This window comes from Pseudomonas sp. TH37, from assembly GCF_016650735.1.
Taxonomy (GTDB): Bacteria; Pseudomonadota; Gammaproteobacteria; order Pseudomonadales; family Pseudomonadaceae; genus Aquipseudomonas; species Aquipseudomonas farris.
The window spans coordinates 90,569-117,089 of sequence record NZ_JAEKFD010000009.1 but is presented as its reverse complement, the minus strand read 5'-3'; the positions used below and the strand labels follow the sequence as shown (position 1 = coordinate 117,089).

Sequence of the window (26,521 nt, the reverse complement as noted above, 5' to 3'; positions counted from 1 at the left end):
AGTCGCTCAGGTAGAGCATCGTCTTCAAGTGCGTCAGTCAACGGTGTTAGACCAAGGTTGGGCGCCTATTCTCGGAATCGACACTACACTCCGCACATTGGCGTCTGATACTGGCAGAGCAAACCAAGCATCCATGGGGCCATCATTTGCTGGGGCTTTAGATATTCTCGTGCCCCCCGTTGCTATGGGTATCACCGCCGGAGGAGCGAAGGCGGCGGAAGCTAGCGTGAAAATAAATAGAAGGTACATGCCGCTTCGCTCCGGCTATGCAGAGCTAGGGAAGGACGATATGAAGGGGTTCACTACAAACTTCGTCAACCTGATTGCAGACAACTTGCGTGATCGCTACGACAGCGGTTTCCCTATCCTGAAAGAGCTAATCCAAAACGCCGACGATGCCGAGGCGAGGGAATTCGTCTTCGGGAGCCATCCTGGTTTCCCGGAAGCAATACACCCTCTCTTGCAAGGGCCCGCGCTGTGGTTCTACAACGACGGGAATTTCAAGGAGAGCGATTCAGAGGCATTGCGCTCATTCGGCATCAACACTAAGGCAGGCGACAGCGCGAGCATAGGCAAGTTCGGTCTGGGCATGAAGAGTGTCTTTCATCTTTGTGAGGCACTTTTCTACGTAGCCTGGGACGGCCAGCACATCCACTTGGAGGGATTAACGCCTTGGAAGAGCGATGGGCGTACTCCTCATCCGGAGTGGGACAAGTTGGACGCCGCCGACAGGAGGAGATTGGAGGCAGTTGTACAGGAAATGCGGCCAAGTATAGACGCGGACAGTGCTTCGGGATGTTTCCTATTGTGGATCCCGCTGCGGCAGACGCGTCACTTGTTCAATTCCCAGGGAGGAGAAACCGACCCGATTATCGCTCACTTTCCCGGGGATAATCCCAGCCGAGATCTCGCCTTTCTCGATGGGTCCAACCTAAAGGTAGAATTGGCGCAGATCCTGCCTCTGCTGCATCATCTGGAGCGGATCGAGCACCGTACCGATACTTGCCCCTTTATCGTGCAACTCAAAGCCGATCGGCGATTGCTGTCCCCCCAAAACTCATTGCCCCCCATTTGCGAAACCAACAGCAAGGCCGCTGGATTCGTGGACCTAGGAGGGGGCGATGGTGTACATGGGTTCGCGGGTGTTCGACGCGAGAGTCAAGACAGCGACGACATCTTCTCAAGGCTCAAGAGCCGTTCCGAGTGGCCGCGGGCAAGGTACCGTAACGACCTAGGGCGCGAATGCGTGACCCTAGATAAAGCTCGCGCCGAGGCAGCGGCCATGTTTTGCGATGACAATGATTCCAGCGGAGGATTGGACATCGAATGGGCAGTGTTTCTGCCGCTGGAGCATGATCGAGAAACACATCACCACAAGCCAGGGACGCGACATCATCGCCTGGTGCTGCATGGACAGTTCTTCATCGACGCTGGGCGCAAGGGCATTCATGGTTTCGAGCATCTCCACGAGAAGCCGAAGCTACTCGCTGAAGAGACCATGGACGATGCCATCCTACGCACGACATGGAACCAATATCTCACCCAGAGTGTGCTGCTGCCGCTGGTTCTCCCGGCCTTGGAACATTACGTTGTCTCATCCCTGCTTGCCGATAAGCAGTGCGAGGACCTGACGAACGCTCTCGCCAACACGCACTGGTTCATCCGCTTCCGCAGCTTAATCTGCGGCAGTGGTGCCTGGGTGCGAATGCTGGAGCGCAGGACTAAGCCAGCGTGGCGACGCATCGAAACTGATCGAGTAAGTCAACTGCGCCCCCTACCGACTCCGCCTATGTCTGACACCCAACGCCCATGGTACGTTTTCCCACACCTCGAACGGATGCAGATCTTGCCTTTTGATCAGGAGGCCACTCCGTTGATAGCGGGGAAGCCCGGATGGCAGGAGGAAGAGATCCACGACTTGCTGTCCGCTGTTCCTAATGCCTTCAGCGAAGCGCCGCGGATCCAGTACCTCGCCAAATTTCTGAGCGCCTGCGCTGGTCCATACAAAGGCACCGAAAAACTGCGAAATCGAATTATTACGCTCATACGGGAGGGCTTCCGGGACGTTGGCCTACAGAACCTGACGCGGCACGGCGCTGACATTCGACGGTTAGTGGAGTTCATACCCTGCCTTTCTCGTAGTTCCTTCACGGCAAAACTCCCGGCTGATCTCGTCACCCGCCTTTGGTCTATCGCGTCACCAATTCTCCTGGTACCCAAAGAGTTGGACTCCGAGGATTCTCCGGGCAATGCAGTACCTGACGGGGAAACCCTGGCCAGGTGGTTAGGTATCGTCGATCAAGCGTTGGACGCGTCTCTTGTCTCCAACGAGATGCCCGCCATCCTCGACTTTGCTCAAGGGCTGCTCAAATCCTTCGACAATGAAGCGCGTGGGAAATTTTTGCGGACCCATCGCAATTTACGAGTACTCGCAGTGCGTAATGTTCGCACCCGCAGCGACCTGGCGGTTTCAGGAGAGGATATCGAGCGGGTGCGAAACGCGGGAACTCTGTTCGGTTTCGCCTCTGGCGCAAGTGAAGTGAACCGTCTCGGACTTACGCCTTTGCTGGCCCTGGCGCTGCCGGATGCAGAAGTTTACTTGGTGCGCACCGAGACCTACCGGGATCTGTTTCCGGGCCAACCGGAGCTGCCCCGGGCTGACGATGGACTCGCCTGTCTTATCTCCGTGGGTAAGGATGCCACTGACCGACTCGGACTCCTTGCCGACCGCCAAGCGCTCCTGGAGAAGGCGAACAACCCAGGTGCCGACACTGATGCGAGGCGAGGGCTGCGTTATCTGTTGCATGGCTCGCCGGCCCATCGGGCCGACGACGAGGCGACACTGTGGATTCCTGGTCACGAGCAGCATTCTGCGTGGGCCAAACTGTGGAAAAAGGTTCAGGGCGAGGACCCGCAGTGGGGCCTACTCGATGGAAGTCTGGCCGATACCATGCCGCGCAGCCGCTGGAGTCTGGCGGGCATCAAGGAAGTCGACGCGGGAAACCTAATTGGAGAGCTCCAACGAGCCGGTATGAATATCGGCGACCCTAGCGATTTTAGTAGCGACGAACGGGACGAAATCCTCTCCAGAATCGAGGATGAGAACCTCTGGAAACACCTGCCGCTGCACAGGACACGCGACGGAAAACTGGTGTCGCTCAACGGGGAGCGTACCTATTGTGCTCCTAAGAACGGATACCCCGACGATGCATTGAGCTGTGAGGTGACGCTCATTGCACCAAGCGGTCATCCTCTGGTGGCAGCCCAGCAGAAGAAATGGCTCGAACCTTTCAACGACCGCGCCAGGATCAAGATCGCCCTTGCGGTCCCTGAGCCTTCCAGGCACTGGCGAACCATTTTGGATGCCCTAGTGCAGGTCGGAGGTAGCTCTGTTTCTGACAATCTTTACTGTGTGGCTTGGTTACCAACCCGGCAGGGAGCTCCGGTCAAGCCGGAGGACGTGATTGATATCCCCCATATCCAAGAAGAGGTACAGCGGCTAGTGGCCGCGCATCGAGCTGTTTATGGGCAGTGTTTCGCGGCAGAAGCCGATCTCCCGCCAGAGCTGCTCAAACACCCCGGTTTCGAACTATTGATGAAGCGCGACATCGCCAATGAAGAAGACGGACTCGGGAAACTGGCCCTACTACTTGATGATTTGCCTGAGTATCACATCGGCTCATGGTCTGGGGAGTTGCGAAAGGACGTGGTCGCATTGTTCGACAGTTGCGAGCTGCTCCCGGGCTGGAGGTTGTTGCACCAGGCTGCCCAGCAACCATTAAATGAGGAAATTGCTTGGCGGAAATTACAGCGTGGCATAGCCCGTCCTTTGACCTCTGAGCGGCTATTTATGGTGTTGGATTGGCTCACAACCCATACCGATCATTGGGGCACGCGCAAGGCCACGTACGACCAATACCTGCGTCAGTACACCACCACCCCTGACATAGTCCGCAGCCGCCTTGGGGAGTTGCATCTGGCTAACCAGCGTATGGAGTGGCGCCCGACGAGCGAACTGTGTGCCGGAGCTCACGGGGTGGACGCGGCATATCTGTTGGACATGCAACAAGCACAAATTCTCATCGCCATCGTGCATTCTGCGAACCGTCCTACCTCCGAGTCCGACTGTCCCGGAGGCGTCAGCGCCAAGTTCAACTTGGCGAGAAAAGCGACTCCAGGTTTGTTGGAGAGCTATTTCCGCCTATGGGGCGGTGGCCTTGTACCAGAACTCATGATTGGCATGTTGGTGGCTCTATTTGGGCGGAGCACACGCGAATTGGCGGAGTCTTGGTTGCATCCCCATAGCTTCGGTTGGTTGCTGAAACAACTGCCCTGGCAGGATCCGGGGTACGACGATACGGGCCGTCTGGAGTGGATGGGGAGCCGATCATTTGCCGAGGCACTGGAGCTCATTGAAGTAGCGGTTCGGGTGGTCGAAGAGACTCAACTCGAGGTGTCCAACCTGCTGGGTGAGCCTCGCCGCGTACCGTTGAACACGCAGCCGCTCAATCTGCTGGCCGGCGCCCTGAATTGGCGCGGGGGCTTCCGCGTCGAGATTCCCCTCCGACGCATTAATCCAGCTCGCCATACGCCTCAGGAGCTCGAGGTCCTCCTTCGCGGAACGATAGAGAGCCTCTATGCCGATCTATATAATCAACGCCTACCAAATCTTGGTTCGCTATGGCAGGAGTTGGATCGCACCGACCAACTCGAAATTGGTGCCGCACACAGGCTGATTCTGGATTCGCTCCACTTCTATCTACGACAGTTGTCGGTAGGCAGCGAAGCGATCAAGACAGCACTACGTGCCTGTGATATCGAACGCACAAAGATAGCCGAAGCCGAAGCAGATCAAAGGGATGCACCCGAAGCGCGGGCAGCCCAGCGCAAGGCCATGGAGTCCCTGGCGGAACTCATCGGAAAGGATCGGGAGATACAGACCACCGTGCTGCATGGTGTACGGAGTAAGCTCGAGGATTACCAGTACGATTCGACTAGCATCCCCTTCGAGCTGTTCCAGAATGCCGACGATGCCGTCATGGAACTCGGGCAGATCGTGGCCTATCCCGCCGAGGGCATTGAAATCCCGGACGCCTCCCGCCGACTGATAGTCGAAGTAGACGGCGATACGCTGCGCTTCATGCATTGGGGGCGACCCATCAATGCTAGAGGACCTGTGGGCTTCGGTGGCGACGCCCGCGGCTATGGCCACGACCTGGAAAAGATGCTCATCCTCTCAGCCTCGGACAAGCAGAAATCTCAAGGGGTCACCGGCAAATTCGGTCTGGGCTTCAAGAGCGTACTACTGGCCTGCGACCGGCCGCGCATTGTCAGCGGCCGTATGGCGGTAGAGGTGGTCGCCGGCATCCTGCCTCAACCCTGGGAGGCAGCCGGTTCTGCCCGGGAATGTCTGGCCCGGCACAGCCTCGATCAACGGCTGCCAGGCACCCTAATCGAGTTGCCACTGCTGCCAGAGATGCAACCAGACAAGATCCTGCAGCGCTTTCGGCGGCTTGCCGGACTCTCGTGCGTGTTCGGCCAGACTATCCGATTCATCGTCATTAACCGAGCTGAAAAGGAAGAGTTTGAATGGACCCCGGGTGAGGTCGTCCCTGGGCTGGAGCACGGCCAACTCGCAGTGAGTGACAAGGCATGGGGCACGAATACAGACGCCCTGTGCCTGCGAGGCACATACGGCAGCGTGCTTCTGGCCCTCGGCCCCGTCGGCTGCAGACCACTGCCCAAGGATCTGCCGGCTCTCTGGGTCACGGCACCCACGCGCGAGCAAGCTTACTTGGGCTTCGCGGTCAACGGAGCCTTTGATCTGGACGCCGGTCGGGGGCGACTGGCCGGCAACAGCGACAGCAACAAGACCCTCGCCAGGAACATTGGGCGGCAAGCGGGGGAGACCCTGAGCCGGCTCCTCGACGAAGCGGGGACAAATTGGCCGGCGATGCGCGAGCGACTGCGACTGGCGGCAGATCTCACTAGCCACGGCTTTTGGATCAGCCTATGGAGGTTGCTGACCCAAGGCTGGCTCAACCGCCCCCACGATGCTGCGGTCGAGTTGACCCGTGCCGTGGCCTTGGACTTGTTGAAATGCCTCAGTGATATGCCGGAGGCAATCCCCAACGGCCTGCCGATCCCAGCCCAAAGGCTTATTTCTGCGCAGGATATCCGCTACGAGATGGCGGACGAACTGGTCACGCCAGAGGTGTTGGCACTCTTATTTGACTGGAAGCGTTTCAACCAACGGTACCCCGCCATCAGCTTGGTGTCGCGGGAGATCGGCACCATCCTCAAGCAAGGGACGATGGCCAAGCCTGCAACTTTAGGGGTGACAGCGCTTGTCGGACTACTCGATCCACCCCGTGTTGAGCCAGAAGACGCCCTGGTACTGGGGCACATCATTTCTCGGGATTCGATCGCATCCGAGTCAGACTCCCGTGGGTTGAGGGAACGTCTGCAAAAGCTCCAGTTCCGCACCCAGGCTAACAGTTGGGCAGAGGTTGGACGCCTGCTCGCCAACGATGGCAGTCTCATCGAACAGGAGGAGTCACTGCGCCACAATCTCGCACCATCGCAATTACGTCTGCACAAGGACTACTATTTCAGTGACGAGGATGCCACAGCCGTGGAGCTGGAGTTCTTCCGCCTTTGTCGTGGAGGCATGGCGGCACCGGCCGAAGATATGGCGAAGTGGGTACTTTCACCCGAAGATGAGGAGACAAAAAGAGCCGCATTGATCTACCTCTGCAAAGGCAATCTTCGAATAGAGGTCAGTCAGAAGGTGCGTGGCCAGGGCTGGTTGGCTGATGTACTCAATGACGAGACCTCGTTGAGAATGTTGCAGCAAGACGAACGCGATGTGCTGAACCGCTTTCTAGCCACCGACGAGCAGATCGCTCGTGTCGTCTTAGACGATTGGGATAAGCCCAAGAAGGCATTTCGCTCGTCCATCGACCTGCCTACTGCCCTTGTGCGGATACACGATTGGTGGTCCTCCTCAGATGGCGCGGCCTCCTACGGATCGAATTATCACAAGGACCTCTATCCCTGCGGGACCGTTGATCTGCAAGAAAATCCGGAGACCGGACGTTTTGACCGTTCCTCTTGGCTGACCCTTTTCGCTCTCGGGGCTTTTCAAAGCATCGGCCAAACTGGCAAAAAGCAGCATCGCGGGTTCATTGACCATTGTCAGCAACGCGGCTGGTGGAAAATTTTTGCGGAGAGGAACCCCAAGGAGCAGCCGGACGACTGGATGTGGATCATCGAGGATTATGCTGAGAGCCAACATGACGATGAGAAGTGGCTCCTGTGGATCGGTCAATTCCCGAAGCTCTACCGGCTTGCCCGTTGGCTGGATGATTATGTTGAATTGTTCAAATCTGTAGATAAGTACACTAAGCCCTTCTCACTGGAGCAACTGCGGACACCTAGGGCGAATGCCTTATATCAAGGTGGTGGTATCGACGCCCCGCCTATCAACCGCACCTTGAAGGTCGGCGCTCACTTGGTGATGCGCGAGTTGCTCCACCATGGAGTCATCCACACCCCTCTTGCTATCCCGCACGCCTACGCACCGATCGAGCGCATCAAAATTTTGTTCGGGTCTTTCGACCATCAGATCTGCACATCGGAAGATATCTACAAACTCCTCCGCGAGCACCTCGGAGCGGAGCGGGCCACCTTCGGCGACTTCTATGACATCCCTCTGCGCATCATCGCCGAAAACGACGATCTGCAATCCAAGTTGTTCAATTAGGACGGAGTGCGAGGCACATCATGTTTTCGAAAGACCAGCAGGTCCAGCACCCCCGCTTCGGCACAGGCAGCGTAATTCTGGACCAGGGCGAGACGGTCATCGTCCGCTTCGGCGACCATATTGAGTCCTGTGAGGCCACCTTCCTCACTCGCCGCATCGGACTGGTGGAGGCGGTGCGCATGGGGCAGTGGTCCCCTTCGCTCGACGTCGTGCTCAAAGCCCAGGCTACCGCCATCCGTTCGCTGAATGACTCTTGGGGGGTGTTCTCCCGCTCGCGCATTGACCTGTTGCCCCATCAGCTCTGGGTTTGCCATCGAGCATTGCGGCAATGGCCAATCCGCCTGCTGATTGCCGACGACGTGGGCCTGGGTAAAACGATTGAGGCGGGACTTATCCTCTGGCCGCTGCTGGCCAGCGGCCAGGTGAGGCGCCTATTAATCCTGACCCCAGCGTCCTTAGTGGAGCAATGGCAATACCGACTGCGCACCCTGTTTGATATCCGATTGGGCATGTACCGGCCGGAGGTTGACACCCCCCGGGCCGATTTCTGGAGTACCCATAATCAGATCGTCGCCTCACTGCCTACCCTGCGTAGCGACCGCAAGGGTCGCCACGAGCGGCTGCTGGATGCACCACGCTGGGACATGCTGATCGTCGACGAAGCTCATCATCTCAATGCCGACGAACAGACTGGCAAGACCCTAGGTTACCAACTGGTGGAGAAACTGGTTGCGGAAGAAAAGGTGGAGTCCTGCCTGTTTTTCAGCGGTACGCCCCATCGTGGAAAGCCTTATGGCTTCTGGTCACTGATGTCGCTCCTACGCCCGGATTCGTTCAGCCCTCTACGGCCTGAGAAGGAGCAACTGCATCTGCTACGCCAAGTACTAATCCGCAACTTCAAGCAAAAGGTTACAGACATGGCGGGCAAGCGCCTGTTCCAGCCGGTGACACAACACCCCGAAACTTATAGCTATGGCGAGAATGAGGCGGCGTTTTATCAGCTTCTAACCCGCTTCATCTTGGCCGGCAATGCTTATGCCTCTGGACTGGACAAGACCGGCCGCAACCAGGTTACGCTGGTACTGATCGCCATGCAGAAAATAGCCTCCAGCTCGGTGGCGGCGATCCGCGCGGCCCTACGCACGCGGCTGGTTCGTATTCGCAAGGATATTGCGCAAATGCGCGCTGAGCAGGTCGACTTCACGAAGGCTGATGAGGAGGAAGACGCGGACCTGCTTGAGGCTCTCAATAGCTGGATGAGTCAGGCCAAGTTCAAGCTCATGGAGGACGAGATCCCGCACTTGGAGGCGTTGCTTGATGCGGCAACGGCAATCGTCAACGAGAGCAAAATCCTGCGGATCGGAACAATCATCGAGGAAAAGTTTGCGGAGCGATCGATCCTATTGTTTACCGAATACAAGGCCACTCAAGCCCTGATGATCTCCACCCTGATAGCGCGCTTTGGCGAGAATACCGTTGGCTTCATCAATGGTGATGATCGGCTAGAGGGAGTGCGCCTGCCATCTGGACGAGAAGTGGCTCTAACAGGCCGCCGTGAGGACACCGCTGATGCCTTCAATCGGGGGCACATCCGCTTTCTAGTTTCCACCGAAGCCGGGGGGGAAGGCATCGACCTTCAAGAGCAGTGCTACACGCTGATCCATGTGGACCTACCCTGGAACCCAATGAGGCTGCACCAAAGGGTGGGCAGGCTCAACCGCTATGGTCAGCGTCATCCCGTGGAGGTTGTGACCATCCGTAACCCGGGGACAGTGGAGTCGCGGATCTGGGGCAAATTGGAGCAGAAGATCACGCACATCATGGAGGCCCTGGGGCACGCCATGGACGAGCCGGAGGATTTGATGCAGATGGTTCTCGGTATGGCGGGACCGCGTTTCTTCAACGAGTTGTTCACAGAAGGACAGCAAGTTACTTCTGATCGGTTCGCGGACTGGTTTGATGAAAAGGCTCGCAGCCTTGGTGGGCGTTCGGCAATCTCCACTGTCACGGATCTTGTGGGGCACTGCCAAAGTTTCGATCTCTCTCAGCTCGATGATGTACCAAAAAAGGATCTTCCGGACCTGATCCCCTTCTTCCACAGCATGTTGGTGCGCAATCGTCGGCGACCCGATCGAGAAGATGGGGTATTCAGCTTCATCACGCCCGACGCCTGGCAGAAAGCGCCGGGTATCCGCTCCCGCTATGAAGGGCTGATCTTTCATCGAAATCCCCGTGACAGTGACGAAGCAAAAAAAATTGTCGGTGTTGGGCATCAGGTCTTCGATCAAGCCGTCGCGCAGGCCATTGAATGGGAAGTTGCTTTGGCCTTGATTGATGAAGGACTCGCACCGCTAGCCCTCTTCCGGTTTCAGGATGCAATCACTAGCCAGACCGGGCAGGTGCGTCAGGTCGTAGCGGGCGTCACCGCCAACAGCAACGGAAGCCTGCGCTTGGTGCGGGATGAGGAGGTGCTGGAGATATTGAATGGATTGAAATCGGGGTCAGGCGAACTACAACCCGATTCGATCGCCATTGCGCCCGAAGCAATAGAGCTATGGTTGGATAAGGCTCGGCACCATGCCATCGCTGCCGTCGACACACTTAATCTGCCATTTCGCAAGCCATTACTCACCGACCTGATCCTGCTATGGCCTGTGGCATGCGAGTTGTAGAACGTAATGCCCGATAAAAAAAGAACTGAGGAGGAGTAATCTCCCCATTTCTAGTGTTTGCCAAAAGTAGAGCTCAGACAGCGAGTGCCAACTTCTGTTTTGGGGTGATGCCTCTCGGGCGCCGTAGGATACATCTGTACCTTTCACCGTCAGGACATCTACTCATTTGAGCTCCTCCAGCGATGTACTGGGTGGTGTTTCGCATCGGTGGCGCTGACATCGTGATCCAGGTCTCGTGACGTCATTGCCCTGTAGCGTGCCTGAGATCTTCATCCATGACCGGCCACCTAAATGGACCAGATCAGTTTCCTCCCTTGGACTTCAGATACTGCGCAACTTGATTATTTCCCATGACTACAGCAGCGCGGTATGGGGTATCACCGTCTTTGTTCTTCAGCTTCAGGCTCGCCCCGTGCTCCACCAGGAGCTTCGCAACTTCAAGATGGCCATAATAGGCAGCCAGGATCAACGGAGTATCGCCGCCTGCCTCAGTCCGGATATCTACCCGGGCACCCTTTGCAAGCAGTGAACGGACACACCGGGGCGCCCCCTTCTGGGCGGCACTGCTCAGCGGGGTGTCCCCAACCCTTTTCTCCTTTAGATCGGCCTTGGCCCCGGCCGCAAGCAGGAAGTCCAGAGCAGCACATTGGCCGCTGGCAGCCGCCCCGTTTATCGCTGGGCTTCCTTCGATGCCTAGCGCCGGCACACCCGTGCCCTTTGCATTCACGTCAAAGCCTGCATCGATGTAGCGCTTCAGCGTGGGAATATCACCTGCGACCGCGGCGCTGATAAACACGTCGGTCGTCATGGGGGAATTCTGGCTAGAGGGTTGGATTTCGGTGGTGGTAGGAGCAGCAGATAGAGAGGCAGACTGTTCAACTGATGAATTGGATGCACAGTTGGCCAAGCCTTGCTGAAGAAGTCTGGTCATCTCAGCTGGCTCATAGTTCGACTTACCGTCAATCCATCCCTGTTCCCTTGCCATGGATCTGGCCGTTCCATTGATGGCGTAAACCGCGGCGCCTGCCTTCGTCGTGACGACCATCTGTTGACCGATCTGCTTACACTCGACCTGGTCAGCTGCGAAGGCCGGAACCGATACCGCTGTTGCAAGTAAGGGGAATACGCTCCATGACAATTTCATAGCCATACCTGGTCGAATGTGGGAATTCTGAGTTGATTCTGGGGCAATGGGCCTGGCTGATCCAGCTGAACACAATGGCTATGAGGCAGGGAGTCCCGCTCGCCACGCTCCGAGTTTCGACAGGCTCGCATCTCTTCCAATGTTAGGCAGCTAAACCTTTTTGGGAGTGTGAACTTCTAGCACGACATGCTTGGCAAGAGAATCGACATTACACCCTTCACCTCGATCCTTGTTTCCGTAACGTTTACCGATTAGGCTTTTACCGCCGCGGTCTATCCCGTGGCCGGGTGTGACAACCTGAAATGTTCGAGGCGCATGGCGTCATAGCTAGTAGTAAGTGCTCACACAGGCTTAGCTGCTGCTTTTCTATGGCAGATCGTGCGGGGCAGGCTTAGGCCTGGCCGGTTCCCTCGGACGCCGGTTTGTCACCCCCGTACGGTCTGCCACCCAACCGCGTGACAACGGCTGATGGCAGTATTTACTTGTCCGAGGAGATAAGGAAAATGGCCTATCCCCCTTTTACGCCCGCGCACCACCTGTTGTTAATCATCGCTGCGATCCATTGGGGAGGACATCCCCATGATTGATCACTCTCTCCTGAGCAGCCTGCCCAAACCCAAAACCATCGATACCTCATCGTTAAGCCAAGAAGAGGCGGCTTTGACATTGCGCCGATCTGCCTCCTTTCGCCTCAATGGTGCTCAAAGCCTAATCCTACATGCCACAGGACAGGAGGATTTGGCGGTTGAATTGCTCGACGATGCGGCCGTGCTGTATGACATGGCCCTCCAACGCTTGTTGGGACGCCCTCCCGAACGCGCGAGGCGAAAACATAAAGAGTACTACTCGATTCCCGCAGCAGATGGCAGACCCGGCATCCGAACGCCTTGGGGTAGCGACTACGCCCCCATGATCGAAGACGGCGTGCGATGTGCAGAAGAGTGGCTGGAGGACTCATCGTCGCTTCCCCTGTGGTGGGCCTTTTCCCACCACCGTAAAAGACATTGGGCGGGCGATTGCCAGGACTCCTTCGAAGCAGGCTTCTTGTTACGTTTGCAGCAACGACTGGTGCAATTGCAGTCTTCTCCACCTCCCACATCCACCCGCTTTGAAGCATGAGAATCACAGGGCCAGACACGTCTGACCCTGTGCGTTTTACTCAAAAAGCTCCGGCCAAGTGAGCTTGCTCACGCCGCGTGCCGGAGATTTAGCCTAGCAAGATCAAGATCACCACGACATTCAAGCGCTATGCATTCCTCGCATCTCCGTGGGATTCATAGGAACGACGGCGGTGGGTTGACCTTCCACTTCTCCTACCGGCGAACTGCTAATTGTTAAGGATACTGGCGACAGCGGCGACAGCGGCGACAAATCCCGTCAGCCGTGGCTTTGAGGCTGGCGACACCGGTGGCGACAGTCGCCACTTTTGTCGCCTGCGTCGATTAAAGGCTTGACCGACTTTATTCACAGGCGTAGTTACTGGTGCACGGATCGCTGTCGTTGACAGCACCGGCCCAGGTAACCAGGACCTTCAAGGTTACGCCACTGCGTGGTGGTTCTCCCTAAGTGCGATCAGCGTCCGGTGGCTCGCACGATCACAACACAGTTGTGATGGATGCCCACTGTTCCAAAGCGTCTGCGCCGCAGACTGCCTGCTTCGTCACTTCTGCCCTGCAGCAACCTCCTCCCTTGGCTCATCTCGCTGCGCCAGACTGCGCCCCGTCTCTTTCTCCCGGAAAGAGACGGGCGCTCCTCACCCTGCTGCAGCCCACGTCTGATCGGGCTCTGCGGCAACTCACCGCGTGACAATCGGTGTGACAAAATCGATTCGACACGTCTCGCATTAACCCTGGCGACGGTGCAGCAGCCCAGGACAGGCTGCACCTGACTGACAGTCAGGCATGCCCCGCTCGCAACGTTGATGCTTTTTTCCGCCCACGATCTCGCGGCACCGGACTCGTCAGCCGGTGCAGCCTCCACCCGCCCGCATCTTCGGATGCGTTCAGGAGGCCAGATCGATGGGAAGTGCCCGCGCTCTTGGTCGTACAGAGCCGTCCGTTCCGCGTCAGTGAACACCCTCACAGGTCGCAGGGGCCTTTATCCCTGATAACACTCAACATCCGTGGCGGGAACGTGAGGGAAACAACTGCTGAACAGGAGAAAGGTGATGCTGCAATCAACCTGGAGCTTGCCGCCGCAACCCTTGCTGGAGACCAGCCAGGCGCCCTTGGATTATCCGGTGACTGCCCTCGGTGATCTGCTGGGGCCGGCCGTCGAACGCATGGCCGAGGTGATGGGTGTGCCGCAGGCCATGGCCGCGCAATCGGTGCTCGCGACCTCGGCCTTGGCCACGCAGGGGCATGCCAATGTGCAGCTGGATGGCCGGGTCTATCCGCTGTCGCTGTACCTACTCACTATTGCGGCTTCCGGTGATCGCAAGACGGCGGTGGATAAGCTGGCCTTGCAGCCAGCCCGCGAATGGGAACGCCTGCAGTGGCAGGCCTACCGCGAAAAACTCAGTCGCTACCGCGCCACGCTGGTGCAATCTCAGAAGCAGATGGCAACGATCGATAGCCACACCGACACGCCAATCCAGATAGAGCCAGAGCCCGTAGCACCAAGACTGATCAGCAGTGAACCGACTATCGAGGCCCTGACCAAAAGCCTGTGTTTGGGTCTGCCCAGCATGGGGCTGTTCAGCGATGAGGGCGGCCAATTCCTCGGCAGCAGCACTATGAGCCGGGACAACCGCCTCAAGGCCGTGACCACTCTGTCCTCGCTGTGGGACGGTAACCCCATCGATCGCTCTCGTTCCATGGTCGGAGAAAGCCTGCGCGCCTATGACCGGCGCTTGAGTCTGCATTTGATGCTGCAACCTTACTTGGCGGGACAACTGCTCAAGGATCCGTTGCTCAACGGCCAAGGCATCTTCGCCCGTTGCCTGATCACCTGGCCACAGAGCTTGGCCGGACAGCGTTTTTATCAGCCGGTGGATCTCACCAAAGACATCAGTCTCAAACGCTACACCCAACGAATCACCGACCTGCTGCAACGTCCCTGGGCAATCGGCAGCGATGGCGCGTTACACCCCAAAGCCCTGCCCCTGAGAAGCCTGGCCCGGCAAACCTGGATCAACCTGCATGACACTATCGAAGCCCAACTCGGCGAGTTCGACGAACTGGCCAACGTGCGACCCAGCGCCTCCAAGGCCGCGGACAATCTGCTACGGATCGCCGGCGTCTTTGCGGTATTGGAAGACCGCGAAATGATCGAAGTTACCCACATCCGGCGCGCTTCCTCGCTGATGGATTACTACCTGACCGAGATCCAACGGCTGACTGAGCAGAAGCCGATCAACACCCAGCGGGAAGAAGCCGATCGGCTGCTGCGCTGGCTGCAGGAAAAACAGTGGCCACCTTTCACGGTTCGAGATCTGTTACGCAACGGCCCGCGCTTCGCGCGCAAAAGCAGCGATCACACGTTGGCCCTGCTGGTCGAGTTGATCACTCATCAATGGCTGGGCACCGACGGCCACCACTTCGAGGTGCGCCATGTTTCGACTCAATGAAGCCCTACGCAACCGGCGCGCCCAGGCGAAAAACGCTCATCATTTACAACTTGTCGCCACCACTGTCGCCACATTGTCGCCACGCTCCACGCCAGGTACCACAGGGCTTGTCGCCGCTGTCGCCGCTGTCGCCAAAAACTCACACATCAGCGACCTGATTGAGCGCCTACACCAGGAAGGTGCCGAGTTGTTCTGCCTGGACAACCGGCTGTGTTTTCGTCCCAGTGACTGGGGCCAACTTCCCCCCGTGAACGGCCAGTGGCGCGAGCTATTGGCTTACCTACGCCAACAGGCGAAGGAGCTCCAGGATGGCCCTGGTCGGCAGGCGTGACGGTCGCAACTTTGGTTATGGTCGCCAACTGAGCTAAGCCGGTCCGCAGGCGCTCAAGGATCTGTTCGGCGGCGGCCATTTCGCCACGGTCAAAGCCCACAGTGATCGTTGGCTGGCGTTCGTTAAGTGGTGCCGGTCCGAGCAAGGCCCTGGCTACAACGATGCGCGGCAAATCGATCGGCAGACGCTACTCGACTATGCCCAGTACCTTCGCCAGCAAATCGACCACGGCGACCTCCGCATCGCCACCGCGCAAAACCGGTTGTCCAGCGTCAACCGAACGCTGGCGGCGCTGCGCGGTGATCAGTATGTGAAAATCCCCAGTCCCAGCCAGGCATTAGGGCAGCAGCGCTCGACGACCCGCACCTTCGCGCCTCAAGGGCAGGATCGGCAGCAGATTGAGCGCATTACTCAGGCACTCCGCAATCAGGCACACCATCGCGTCTGCGCCATCATTCACTTGGCCCGCGAAACTGGCATGCGTTTGCGCGAAGCGATCTTGGCCGACCTGCCCAGGTTGCAACGGGAAGCCGAACGACTCGGCCGGATCAACATTCAAGATGGGACCAAAGGTGGCCGATCAGGTGCATCGGCCCCACGATGGATTCCCGCGACAGAGCAAGTCAGAGTTGCGATCAAAATCGCCCGCAGCACATCCCCTATCGGAAGCCGCAATCTGCTGGCTCGTAATGAAAGCTACATACAGTTCATGCGGCAAACGGTACGTCCAGCAAGAGATCTCCTACACGAACTCGACCTCAAGGGTTTTCACGAGTTGCGTGCGGCTTATGCCTGTGAGCGTTATGAGCAGATCACCGGGTACCCAGCCCCAACTAACGGCGGCGACGGTTACCTACAAGACCGAGCCCTAGACCGGAATGCCCGACAGCAGATCAGTCATGAACTAGGACACAACCGTATCGATGTTGTCTCCGCTTACATTGGGGGCCAGAGATGAGCAAGAAAGTTGGCATCGAACTATTTCTAAGCGGGGTGCTGACAGGCTCATATGCCACGCGCTACCGGCATCTTCGGCAAGCCAGAATTATCCAGGCGGCGATTTACCATCGCTGGAAACTAGAGAATCCATGGACGTGGAAACAAAAGCATGTGATTTGGTTTTTGAACCATTACTTGGGAAAACGCGCAGAGGGAACACAGTACTACTATCGATTGACTTTCCAGCTGATAGCAATTCGAACAGGAAGATCATGGACGACAATATAGAGTTTCATCTATATCGCCACATATTTCCCTTCTGCTTGGAATGCCAAGACGGTGACAGGTGCAGCTGATCCAACGAATCACGGCACGTAGCTTATTTATAAAAAACAAGCAAAGCAGCATTTCGGCTAAAGAGGTAGAGAGCCACACGGCACCGCCAATGGTCGCCCTCGGTCAAGCGAATGTAGTGGAGGATGTACGTGTAGCGGAGGTTCAGTTCATCGAACTGGCATTGGATGATGCCACCAGCCGCAACTCTCCTGACTACCGGTCAAGCATCTTCGGTAAGTGCAACCGTCCAGATACGTTTGAGCGGTAGTTCAGACTTGATGCTTTCGTCCAGCCGATCGTAATTCAGGAACAACTGCTCCAGAAGGTCGTTCTGATTCCACAGGCGCAGGCGGAAGAAGCTAGAAGCCAGTTCCTTCTGTACATTGCTGCGGTAGCCACCCCACGCCACGAACAGGCCCTGGCTGGCGTTGAACTTGCTCATGGACCCCAGCAACTTGTCCACCGTAGGCCGATCGACCAAGCCGGTGCCGGACTTCACCTCGACACAGATAGTCTGCTCTCCAAATCCCATCACCCCGCTGCTGGCCAGGATATCCACACCGCCGTCGGCCCCTTCCGGACTCTGCCAAACGCTGAAGCCTTGAGCCCTTAGAATGGCAGCAACTAAAGTGGTTAGACGATGGCCTTTGAAGCGCCCCTCGATCAGCCGTACAATATGGTCTTTGCCGGTTCGCTCCAAGTCGGTTTCTGCCTGCTCCACCGCAGCCTCGTCAGAAGCTGTAGTGACATCCTTGACCAGTTGCTGCAGAGTCTCTGGCTGCCAACCATTGCTCCCCATGGACTTGAGTCGCGCCTCGGCATTATTGCGCTGGACGCGGCAGATGGTCATGAAAGCGCCAAAGCTGTAGAGCAGGTCTTGGGAGAAATACGAGCGAGGAATCGCCTCACCAATCCAACTCACCGTACGCCAGTGGAAGAATGGGGTCGGGCCTTCGCCCGCAAACTGGTAGTCTCCAACAATCTCTCCGATATAGACAACCGGCTGGGTTTTGAGCGGCAATACTACCCAATCACCTATCTGCATGCGTTGAGCAAAGGGCCAAATCTGACTGCTCCAGTTCTGCAGGGTTTTGGCCTTGGCATCAGGGTACCGCTCGGTCAAGAGCGCCTGTACGTGCTCGCGCTGCTTGAGACCACTCAAATCCGCATCCAACCTATCCCAGGTCAGGTATACACGGCCCTCACCGATAAACTTATCCTCGAACTCCCCAGTAGAGCCCGCCCGCACCAGCCATATGGCCATCGATTTTACTCTCCCGTTTACCCCATGGGGCGGTCTAGATCAACTTACCTCTACGGACTTTCGACCACGGCGCACCTTAGGCTGCCCCGCTCGCTGAGTGCGGATGCGTTCCAGCAGTACGCTGGCTGGTTCGTCGTTGGGGTCTTGCGGAACCAACTCGCCACAGAATGCCTTGGCCAAAATGCTCTGGGCTAACAGATCAACCCGTGCCTTAGCGCTGGCCACCTTGGCTTCCAGTTGGTCGGCAAAGGCAAACAGTTGCTCAACACGGCGGACTATTTCGATTTGTTCTTCAAATGGGGGTAAGGCTACAATCAGCCTTCTTACATCCGCCAGGTTAATTCCCTTTTGTGCAACACCACGCACTTTCCCAACTAACAATTGCTGACCGATGGGACTCTGAAGAAGGCAGGCAAGATAAAAAGGAACAACCGAGTTTAATGTTGGAATCATAGCGACTTCACGGCTTATATTACAGCCACGCAGCGACTGAGGTGCGACACTAACATTTCCTACCGACCCGCGTATTGCAAGCAATACTTCTCCGCCTTTGAGGCGTGTTCGTTGATATTCTCGCTCAATTTCAATAGAGACGACCTTCAAATTTGAAGTATCAACAAACAGTTTCTTTACATCACCACACCGAACAGTTGGAACACCTTGTTCTACAGCACTCCCTGTCTGAACGATCCCATACGGTATTCCTCGAATCGGATCAACAAGTTGTTCTAATGCATATTTAGGCCAGAACTCAGGTAATGGTTTCCCCAGAATCTGTTCAGCCGACTCCAACTCATCATGCCTCACGCCGTGTGCCTTAGTGTTCAGCACAATATCTGGGCTAGCACTATGAACTCTATCCCAGTCTTCTGTGAGGTGCCCAGAAACGGCGGCGGCAAGAACGGATTGACGGAAGCGTTTAAGCATTAAAGGGATAGCATCGAGACGAGACTTAAGAGTAACAACCTGGGCCAGCAACTCATCGAGTTTATGAGCGATACGGGCTTGTTCGTTGACCGGAGCAAGCCGAACATTTAGAGAGAAAAAGCGCTCGCGGGTCATATTCATGCCGCTATCACTTATACCTGTCTTTATTCCATCAATTTTCTCTTTTAGTTCAGAGGTCCTTAGCAAATAAGACAAAAATTTAGGATCAACGAACTTTGGATCTGGCCTAAAACGATAAATTTTTCCAGAAAAAATTAGCTTTTCACGAACATTCAAAACGTGACATATGACACCACATCTATTTCGGGGCCCTGCGCAAGTCATCAAAAGATCACCAGCTTTTACCTCCAGTTCCGGTTTCGACTGAAGATGCATTGGCAGCTTTTTGTTTTCAAACTCAAGAAAATAGCCATCTTGGACGGCTGTCGTTTTCAGAACACCCCATTCCCCGTTAGGTGCAGGAACTCCCTCGCACTGAGGACTCCAGCCTTGATGAAGTATCTTTCCGTCGTCAAGTGAAGCAAGCAGATCCTCAAGTAGGCATTCAGTCCAACCTTCCGGCAACTTACTCATTCGCCTCAACCTCCACCATCTCCAACCCTAGCATTTCCGCAAGCAGCTGCTTCTGCGCGATGACTTCATCGCCTGCGCCCAGCGCTTTCATCAACTCATCCAGCTCATGCAGGGCTTCGGTCAATTCCGCCATGGCTTCGCCGGCAAGTACTTCCGGGGCAGGCAGGTCATTGGCGTCAAGGCTGTCGGCGCTCTTCAACCAGTTGATATCAAGAGAGTCGCCGCGCTCGCGGATCTGCTCACGGGTAAAGCAGCGGAAGCGACTCAGCTCGCCAATGCCTTCTACGTTCTCGGCCCGTGGACTGTTGCCGTTAGGGTCATCACCATAGGCCTCCTCGAACGGCCTAAGCTGCACAGCCCCGAAGGGCGTACGTTTGCCGAAACTGGGCATATTGCTGCGCATATCGTAGATCCACACACGCTGGGTACAACCTGTATCTTGCCGCGAGTCACTTGGACTGCCCTTCTGAAAGAACAACACATTGGTTTTCACCCCCTGGGCATAGAAGATTCCAGTAGGGAGCCGCAAAATTGTGTGCAGGTTACATTTGTCCATCAGATCGCGACGGATATCGGCACCCATGCCGGCCTCGAACAGCACATTGTCCGGCAACACAACGGCTGCGCGGCCACCGGGTTTAAGGCCGCGGTAAATGTGCTGAAGAAAGGCTAGCTGCTTGTTGCCAGTTGGGTATCGCAAATCAGTACGTGTCGGCAAACCACCACCCTTGGATGTACCAAAGGGTGGGTTACTGAGGATCAGATTGGCGGCTGGAAGATTCTCGCCATCCGGCGACAGGGTATCGCCGAAGCGCACCCCGGTTTCTCCGTCGGACTGCAGGTTATGCAGCATCAGGTTCATCAACGCCAGGCGGTGAGTATCCAACACCAGCTCGATACCGTGAAACTGGCGTCGATAGCGTTGGAACTCCTCGACACTGAGCCCGCTGAGGTCGGCGTGCTCGGCCAGGTAGTGGTTGGCGGCGATAAGGAAGCCGCCGGTTCCCGCGGCCGGGTCTTGAATGACCTCGAACAGCCGCGGTTTAATGCAGGTAACGATGCTGTCGATCAAAGGGCGCGGGGTAAAATACTGTCCGGCCCCGGACTTGACCTCCCCGGCGTTTCTCTCCAGTAGCCCCTCGTAGAGGTCACCCAGACCTTCTTTTCGGGCAGAGTACCAATCCAGATCGTCGATGGCCTTTACCAGACTGGTAAGCGTGGTCGGCTTGCGGATAAAGGAACCGGCGCTGGCGAAAATCTGCCGGGTTATAGCACTGCCTTGACTTTCCTTGCTGCCTAAGTGAGCCAGTAGAGCACGATAGAAATCCAGGTCGGCTCGGGCAGCAGCTGTTTCCAGGTCATCCCAGCGATAGCCTTCGGGCAACTGGTCTTCGCGACCGGTTTCCTTAGCCATTTTGAGGAAAAGTAGATAGGTCAGCTCAGTAACATACTGGTGATAGGTGACACCATCGCTACGCAGGACATGGCAAAGATTCCATAGTTTCTGGACGATGTCGTGGGTCACTTGGCTCATAGGGCTCTCTACAACTGGGCCCGATCGGGCATAAGAAAAAAATCGGGCGGACCCGCAATGGTGCGCCTTATATCACGGTCAGGCTTCGCGCGCCCAAACAGCCTCGTTCAGTTCGGCCAGCAGTTCCTGCAACTGACCGTCGAAGAAGCGGTCGATACGACCAAAGCCGCCCTCTTCAGCCAAAGGCCCGCTGTCTAATACCTCGCGATCGAGCACTATGTTGCGCTTGAGCTGCTTACCTAGCTTGTCCAACCATTGCTTTTGCAGGGTACTGAACTCCGGGTGACGTTGACGAATACGATTGAGCGCCTGGTCGACACGATGCTCGAACGGTACCAGCGGATCGCCCAAGGCGGCCTGCCGAATAAAACCGATGATTCCAGCAGCAATGGACTCGTTGCTATGTTGCGCCCAGGCTGTGCCCAGAGAGCGCTCACCGAAACCAGCCAAGTCTAGGGTCACCGCCAGTTTCTTCAGGTCAGCCCTGGTAAGCTCCCGCGGACGTTGCAGCACCGCGAGCAATGCCGGAATTTCGTTGCCGTGCTCCTTGAGATAGCTGGCGAAACGCTCCAGATAATCCTCCGGCTCGCCAAAAAACGGTGCCACCTCCACCACCTGATCCAGGTGCTGAGACACTGGAATACCCTCGCGCAACTTCTCCGATTTGGCATCCAGCAGCTCACCCACCCAGGAGTTGTCGCAGAACCAGCGGGCGATCTCGGGCAATGAGGTTTGCCTAAGGAAACTGCCGAATTCCTCGGGCGTCATTCCAGCGCCATCCCGCAGTAAGCTCTGCTGGCGCGGGTCCAGATGGCGAGCCTTACGCTGGAACTTGGCGAGGAACTGATCGCGGATCAATCCCTGGGCCTGCTCATCCTGTTGTTCGCGCATTTCCTCGCTAAGCTGGGCAAAGCTAATATTCGGATTGACCACCACTGGACGCATGCTGGTGCTCTGTAACATGTCGCTGTAAGTACCCACTGCATCGAAAACACGGAACTCCTCCTTGTTTATCGCCTCGCAACGGCGCGTGGCACGGCCGAGCATTTGCTCGAAGAGAATCCGGCTGTTGACCTTACGTAGGAAAACCAGATTGCAGATGGACGGCACATCGATGCCGGTGGTGAGCAGATCGACGGTAACGGCTATGGCTGGTAGACGCTCGTTTCGAAAGTTGCGGATTTGCTGCAGAGGTTTATCCGACTTGCCAGTGATCTTGCGGATATGATCATCGCTGATTTCTCCTGGGTAGCGCTGAACCATGGCCTTTTTCAAGCGATCCACTACCAAATCTGCATGCTCATCGGTCACGCAGAAGATCAAAGTCTTGTCAGGACCAAAGGGATTGATATGGTTAACTAGTTCACCACAAACAACCTCGTTAAACGATGCCGTAATGACCTTTTTGTTAAACTCGGCCACATCAAAGGACAGTTCGTCCGGGGTGTCAAACAGGGTAATTTCGCGGGTATCAGTGCGGTAGACCTCGAGTTTTTCGCCAGCCTTCCAGTGAATACCGCTTTGAGAAAGCTCAGTTTGGATCACCAGAGGTGGGTCATAGTCGACCAACACACCATCTAACACCGCCTCGCGGTAGCTGTAGAAGTAAACTGGGTGACCAAAGATCTCCGAAGTGTGCAGGGCCGGTGTTGCGGTCATACCGATACGCACAGCGTCGAAATGCTCGACCACTTTGCGATACTTGGAGATGTAATCCTGCTGGTCTCGGAAGCTGAACTCTGTTTCCGACAGCTCGCGATCGAGAAGGTAGCCACGGTGGCATTCATCAATAATTACACAGTCGTAAGCATCGACTGGCGGCACCTTACCCGGTTCGTTGGCGAGGACGCGACTGACCATGCCCTGCACCGTAGCGATGTGCACGCAGGTTTCCGGATCGGTCACCGCATCGTCGATTTCCTTGATACCGAAGGTATCGGCAAAGGTCTGCAAACTTTCGACGCGAGTGTCCTTAAAACTGTTTGAGGCCTGCTCCCCTAATGCCGCGCGATCGACAAGGAATAGCACGCGGCGGAAACGGCGAGTCTTGAGCAGGCGATAGATCAAAGCAATGCAGGTCTTAGTCTTACCGGTACCGGTGGCCATAGCTAGGAGGCAATAGCGGTTGCCCTGACGCAGACTGTCTTCCACAGCTTCGATAGCCTTTCGCTGGTAGCTACGCAAATCGAAACCGAAGTTGAAGGGCATCTGCTCAAGCTCGATTTCGGCTTGAGGAATGTCCTGCTTGAGCAGCTCTTTCAAACCTTGGGGGCTATACCATCCATCCAATGCGCGGCGCAGATTAGTGATTTGGCGCACGTCGCAGAACCAGATGCCGGACAAGTGTTCTAGCTGTTTCAAGTAGGGCCGCCCATTGCTGGCGAAAACGAAAGGCACCTTGAACTCACCCCAGGGACCGCCGGCCAGCTTGCAGTCAAAAGCGTTGACGCCTCGAGCGTAGCGCTTAGCTTGATCAATATCGCCGGACACATTACGGCTCTCGCGCTTCGCTTCGACCACAGCCAGTAACTCTAGGCCATGGAACAACGCGTAATCTGCTGGGCCGTTGTCGGTTGGCCACTCAGCAATCGCTCGGTAGTGGCCGGCCTGCGGGCGAGCTCCCTTGCTGTAACGCAGGTTGACGGTATCTACCTCCCAACCGGCTGCGGCGAGCTGAGCATCAATGAGTACTCGAGTCGCAGATTCGTCCATTTGGACCTTAGCGGAAGCCTGGACAGCCCGTTGGATGTAAAGCAGAGAGTCACTAACGGTACCAAGTGCCTGCAAACTTGCCAGTTTTGCTTGCAGTTGCTGCTTGCTGGACTCTTCTTCGGTCGCTAGTAACGCCCAGAGCTGAGCATCCTCTTCCGCACGAAGGGCAATCGTCTGCATCGTTTCAGCACGCTGGCTTGCCTGCTCTGCCTCAGATTGAACGGCCGCTAGCTGGACATTGAACTGCTTTTTTTGCTCTCGGAGGTTAGACAGCTCTGCCTGGACGTCATCTGGAACTGTCTGCGGCACTTCAGGGATCAGGAAAACACCTGATTTGTAATCATCACGACCGAACGTCCGTTGGAACCAAACTCCTAGCTCCGCAGCAAACTTCAGCGATTGAAGGGCCATACGTAGATCATCGGCAAAACGGTGGTTAGCTTGATTGCCAAGCTTGCGAACGACGTGGAATAGATCGAGAACTTGGCGTGGCACGCCTAACCGACCGAGCTGCAGGAGCAACTCCATTTGGGTCTGTTCAGAATCTTCTTTTAGCTTTCCAAGGCGAGCTGCCGTCTCTTGAGCTAAAAGCTCTGCAAACTGGCGAGATTTGATCAAGCTCGTGTTAGGGTCGTCCTTGAAATACTGCTCTGAACGGGAGCCAAGCTTTGCCAGCTCTGGACTCAGCGTGACCAGATGAGAGAAGTTTGATTGTCGATCCGTCATCACTGATTCCCTGGCTGCCTTCACTTCACCAGCGAGTAACATAACCCAAACACCTTCTATTGACATCAGAAGGACATCATTTTCATCCGCAGACGGGCTCGGATAGGTCAGGTGCTGAATATATCAACCCAGTAAGCGATCTCTGATCGCACCGCTATGCCGGAGCTTGGTATATAGGGCTCGTGTACAAAAACACTCGTTTCCATCTACTTGATGGCCAGGGAATAGATAGTCGACCGACTTGGGCAGCAAAAGCGAAGTAAAAACGGCTTAAGAAAGCCGGTCTTTGCCGGAAAAAAATCAGAAAAAAACGCTAAAAAGTGGGGGAATAAATGGGGGAACCGAAGGCTTTATAAAAGCCATAAATTATTTATTTTCAAATACCTACACGGATAAAAAGCTAACCACAAGCCGGCTTTTTAATGCCTAAAAATAAAACCTGAACAACCAATTGACTTGCTGCGCGATTCGATCGCAGCCGCACGTGAGGCCACATGCTGTCCGACAACTGGACGGTGAGCCGAATAGGCGTCATATTCGGCTCACTATATGAGCCGAATAGCATTTTTAATCGGCTCACTCATTCCAAGAGTACCGACTCCATGGCACCTCACTGGATCTGGCAGCAGCCTGATTGGCCGAATTTCCAATGGCAAGCCGAGCGCTTGGCGCCACTTCTGCGCGACTGCGTTCAGGCGCAGGGTCGGTTGATGGGGATGGCCAGTTCGGTAGGCAGTTCGTTGAGCGCGCAAAACGAACTGGATGCGTTGTTGCAGAACATCGTGACCTCGTCCGCTATCGAGGGTGAACAACTGAATGTTGGCTCCGTACGCTCTTCTCTGGCGCGACGGTTGGGGTTGGACCTGGTCGATGGCGATAAGGTGAGCCAGCGCAGTGAGGGCCTTGCGCAATTGATGCTCGACGCGACCCGGCATTTCGCTGAACCACTGACATTGGTGCGATTGCTGGATTGGCATAAATGGCTGTTTCCTGAGCAAGACACTGATTTCGCCGCCCGGTCGATCCGTGTCGGTGCCCTGCGCGGCGACGAGCCCATGCAAGTGGTTTCAGGGCGACTCGACAGGCCGACCGTTCACTTCGAAGCGCCACCTCGCCTTGGTCTTGAACGACAACTCGATACCTTCCTGACCTGGTTTGAAGCCAGCCGAAATCAGGTCGGCCTCGACCCTTTGCTGCGGGCCGGCGTCGCGCATTTCTGGTTCGTGACGTTGCATCCTTTCGACGATGGCAACGGTCGCCTGACGCGAACGATCACTGATCTGGCCCTGGCTCAGGGTGAGGTTCAGGCCATCCGTTTCTACGCCATGTCGGCGAGTATTCTGGATGATCGTTCAGGCTATTACCGAGTGCTGGAAACCAGCCAGAAAGCCACGCTGGATATCACCGAGTGGCTGGAGTGGTTCCTGCAAACCTTGTTGCGCAGTTTGCAGCAAGCCATGACGCGGATCGAGTCGGTACTGGGCAAGGCGCGTTTCTGGCAGGCGCATCGGGAATCTGAACTGTCGGCCGAGCAGTCCAAAGTACTGAATCGCTTGCTCGATGGCGGGGAACGAGGTTTCGATAATGGCATCAGCGCCGCTCAATACCAGGCAGTGGCAAAGGTTTCCAAAGCCACCGCAACCCGTCATCTGGCCGAACTGCTGGAGAAGGGCTGCCTGAAACGCCTGCCCGGCGGCGGGCGCAGTACTCGATATCAAATCAGCTATCCCGATGACTCAACACATTAATCATGATCGACACTGCGCTGCCCTAATGCCGGCGAGTTAAGCCGTAATGCGATCTGTAGCAGCTGGCGAAGCCTGCGTTCGGCTGCGTAGCAGTCGTGAATCCGGCTAATGCCGTATGCCTGACGTACCGCAATCTCTGATTTTACGACTGCTTCGCAGCCGAACGCAGCCTTCGGCAGCTGCTACAAGGAGTGCGTCGCTGCTGAAATGGTTTAACTTGCCGGCTTTAGGACAAGCCCCCTCACCACAACGGTCGCATTG

10 protein-coding genes and 1 pseudogene are annotated in these 26,521 nt (G+C 56.2%); 6 read left to right on the top strand and 5 right to left on the bottom strand.

The annotated features are described in order from the left end of the window. The first annotated feature begins 247 nt into the window (after positions 1 to 247). Entirely contained in the window at positions 248 to 7,765 is a 7,518-nt protein-coding gene (locus JFU11_RS21630; protein WP_201062059.1) for a hypothetical protein, read from the top strand. A gap of 20 nt (positions 7,766 to 7,785) precedes the next feature. Beyond that, positions 7,786 to 10,437: a DEAD/DEAH box helicase gene (locus JFU11_RS21625; protein ID WP_201062058.1), complete on the top strand. Its 2,652-nt coding sequence runs from the start codon at positions 7,786 to 7,788 to the stop codon at positions 10,435 to 10,437. 301 nt (positions 10,438 to 10,738) lie between these two features. On the opposite strand, the gene JFU11_RS21620 is transcribed toward JFU11_RS21625, so the two are convergent. Then, positions 10,739 to 11,581, bottom strand: coding sequence for an ankyrin repeat domain-containing protein (locus JFU11_RS21620; RefSeq protein ID WP_201062057.1), 843 nt, complete (start codon positions 11,579 to 11,581; stop codon positions 10,739 to 10,741). 579 nt (positions 11,582 to 12,160) lie between these two features. Here JFU11_RS21620 and JFU11_RS21615 point away from each other — a divergent pair. From JFU11_RS21615 to JFU11_RS21605, 3 genes and pseudogenes are all read left to right on the top strand, one after another. Then, a complete protein-coding gene (locus JFU11_RS21615) occupies positions 12,161 to 12,700 on the top strand; it encodes a LasR-specific antiactivator QslA (protein ID WP_201062056.1) in 540 nt (179 codons plus the stop codon). A gap of 1,048 nt (positions 12,701 to 13,748) precedes the next feature. After that, a complete protein-coding gene (locus JFU11_RS21610; RefSeq protein ID WP_201062055.1) occupies positions 13,749 to 15,149 on the top strand; it encodes a YfjI family protein in 1,401 nt (466 codons plus the stop codon). A 308-nt stretch (positions 15,150 to 15,457) separates the two neighbouring features. Further along, positions 15,458 to 16,438 (top strand): annotated as a pseudogene (locus JFU11_RS21605) (integrase domain-containing protein). Positions 16,439 to 16,975: 537 nt separating this feature from the next. On the opposite strand, the gene JFU11_RS21600 reads toward JFU11_RS21605, so the two are convergent. The 4 genes from JFU11_RS21600 to hsdR form a co-directional block, all read right to left on the bottom strand. Further along, positions 16,976 to 18,019 carry a restriction endonuclease gene (locus JFU11_RS21600; RefSeq protein ID WP_201062053.1) on the bottom strand — a complete coding sequence of 348 codons (1,044 nt, stop codon included), beginning with the start codon at positions 18,017 to 18,019 and terminating at the stop codon, positions 16,976 to 16,978. 39 nt (positions 18,020 to 18,058) lie between these two features. Continuing rightward, on the bottom strand, positions 18,059 to 19,540 hold the full coding sequence (locus tag JFU11_RS21595; RefSeq protein ID WP_201062052.1) for a restriction endonuclease subunit S: 1,482 nt from the start codon (positions 19,538 to 19,540) through the stop codon (positions 18,059 to 18,061). Then, entirely contained in the window at positions 19,533 to 21,074 is a 1,542-nt protein-coding gene (locus JFU11_RS21590; protein WP_201062051.1) for an N-6 DNA methylase, read from the bottom strand. The genes JFU11_RS21595 and JFU11_RS21590 overlap by 8 nt, the downstream gene beginning before the upstream one ends. 78 nt (positions 21,075 to 21,152) lie before the next feature. Further along, the gene (hsdR, locus tag JFU11_RS21585) at positions 21,153 to 24,578 is read right to left on the bottom strand and encodes a type I restriction-modification system endonuclease (protein ID WP_201062050.1); all 3,426 of its coding nucleotides are present in this window, start codon (positions 24,576 to 24,578) and stop codon (positions 21,153 to 21,155) included. 536 nt (positions 24,579 to 25,114) lie between these two features. Between hsdR and JFU11_RS21580 the strand changes: the two genes are divergently transcribed. After that, positions 25,115 to 26,260 carry a Fic family protein gene (locus JFU11_RS21580; RefSeq protein WP_201062049.1) on the top strand — a complete coding sequence of 382 codons (1,146 nt, stop codon included), beginning with the start codon at positions 25,115 to 25,117 and terminating at the stop codon, positions 26,258 to 26,260. The last annotated feature ends 261 nt before the right edge of the window (positions 26,261 to 26,521 follow it).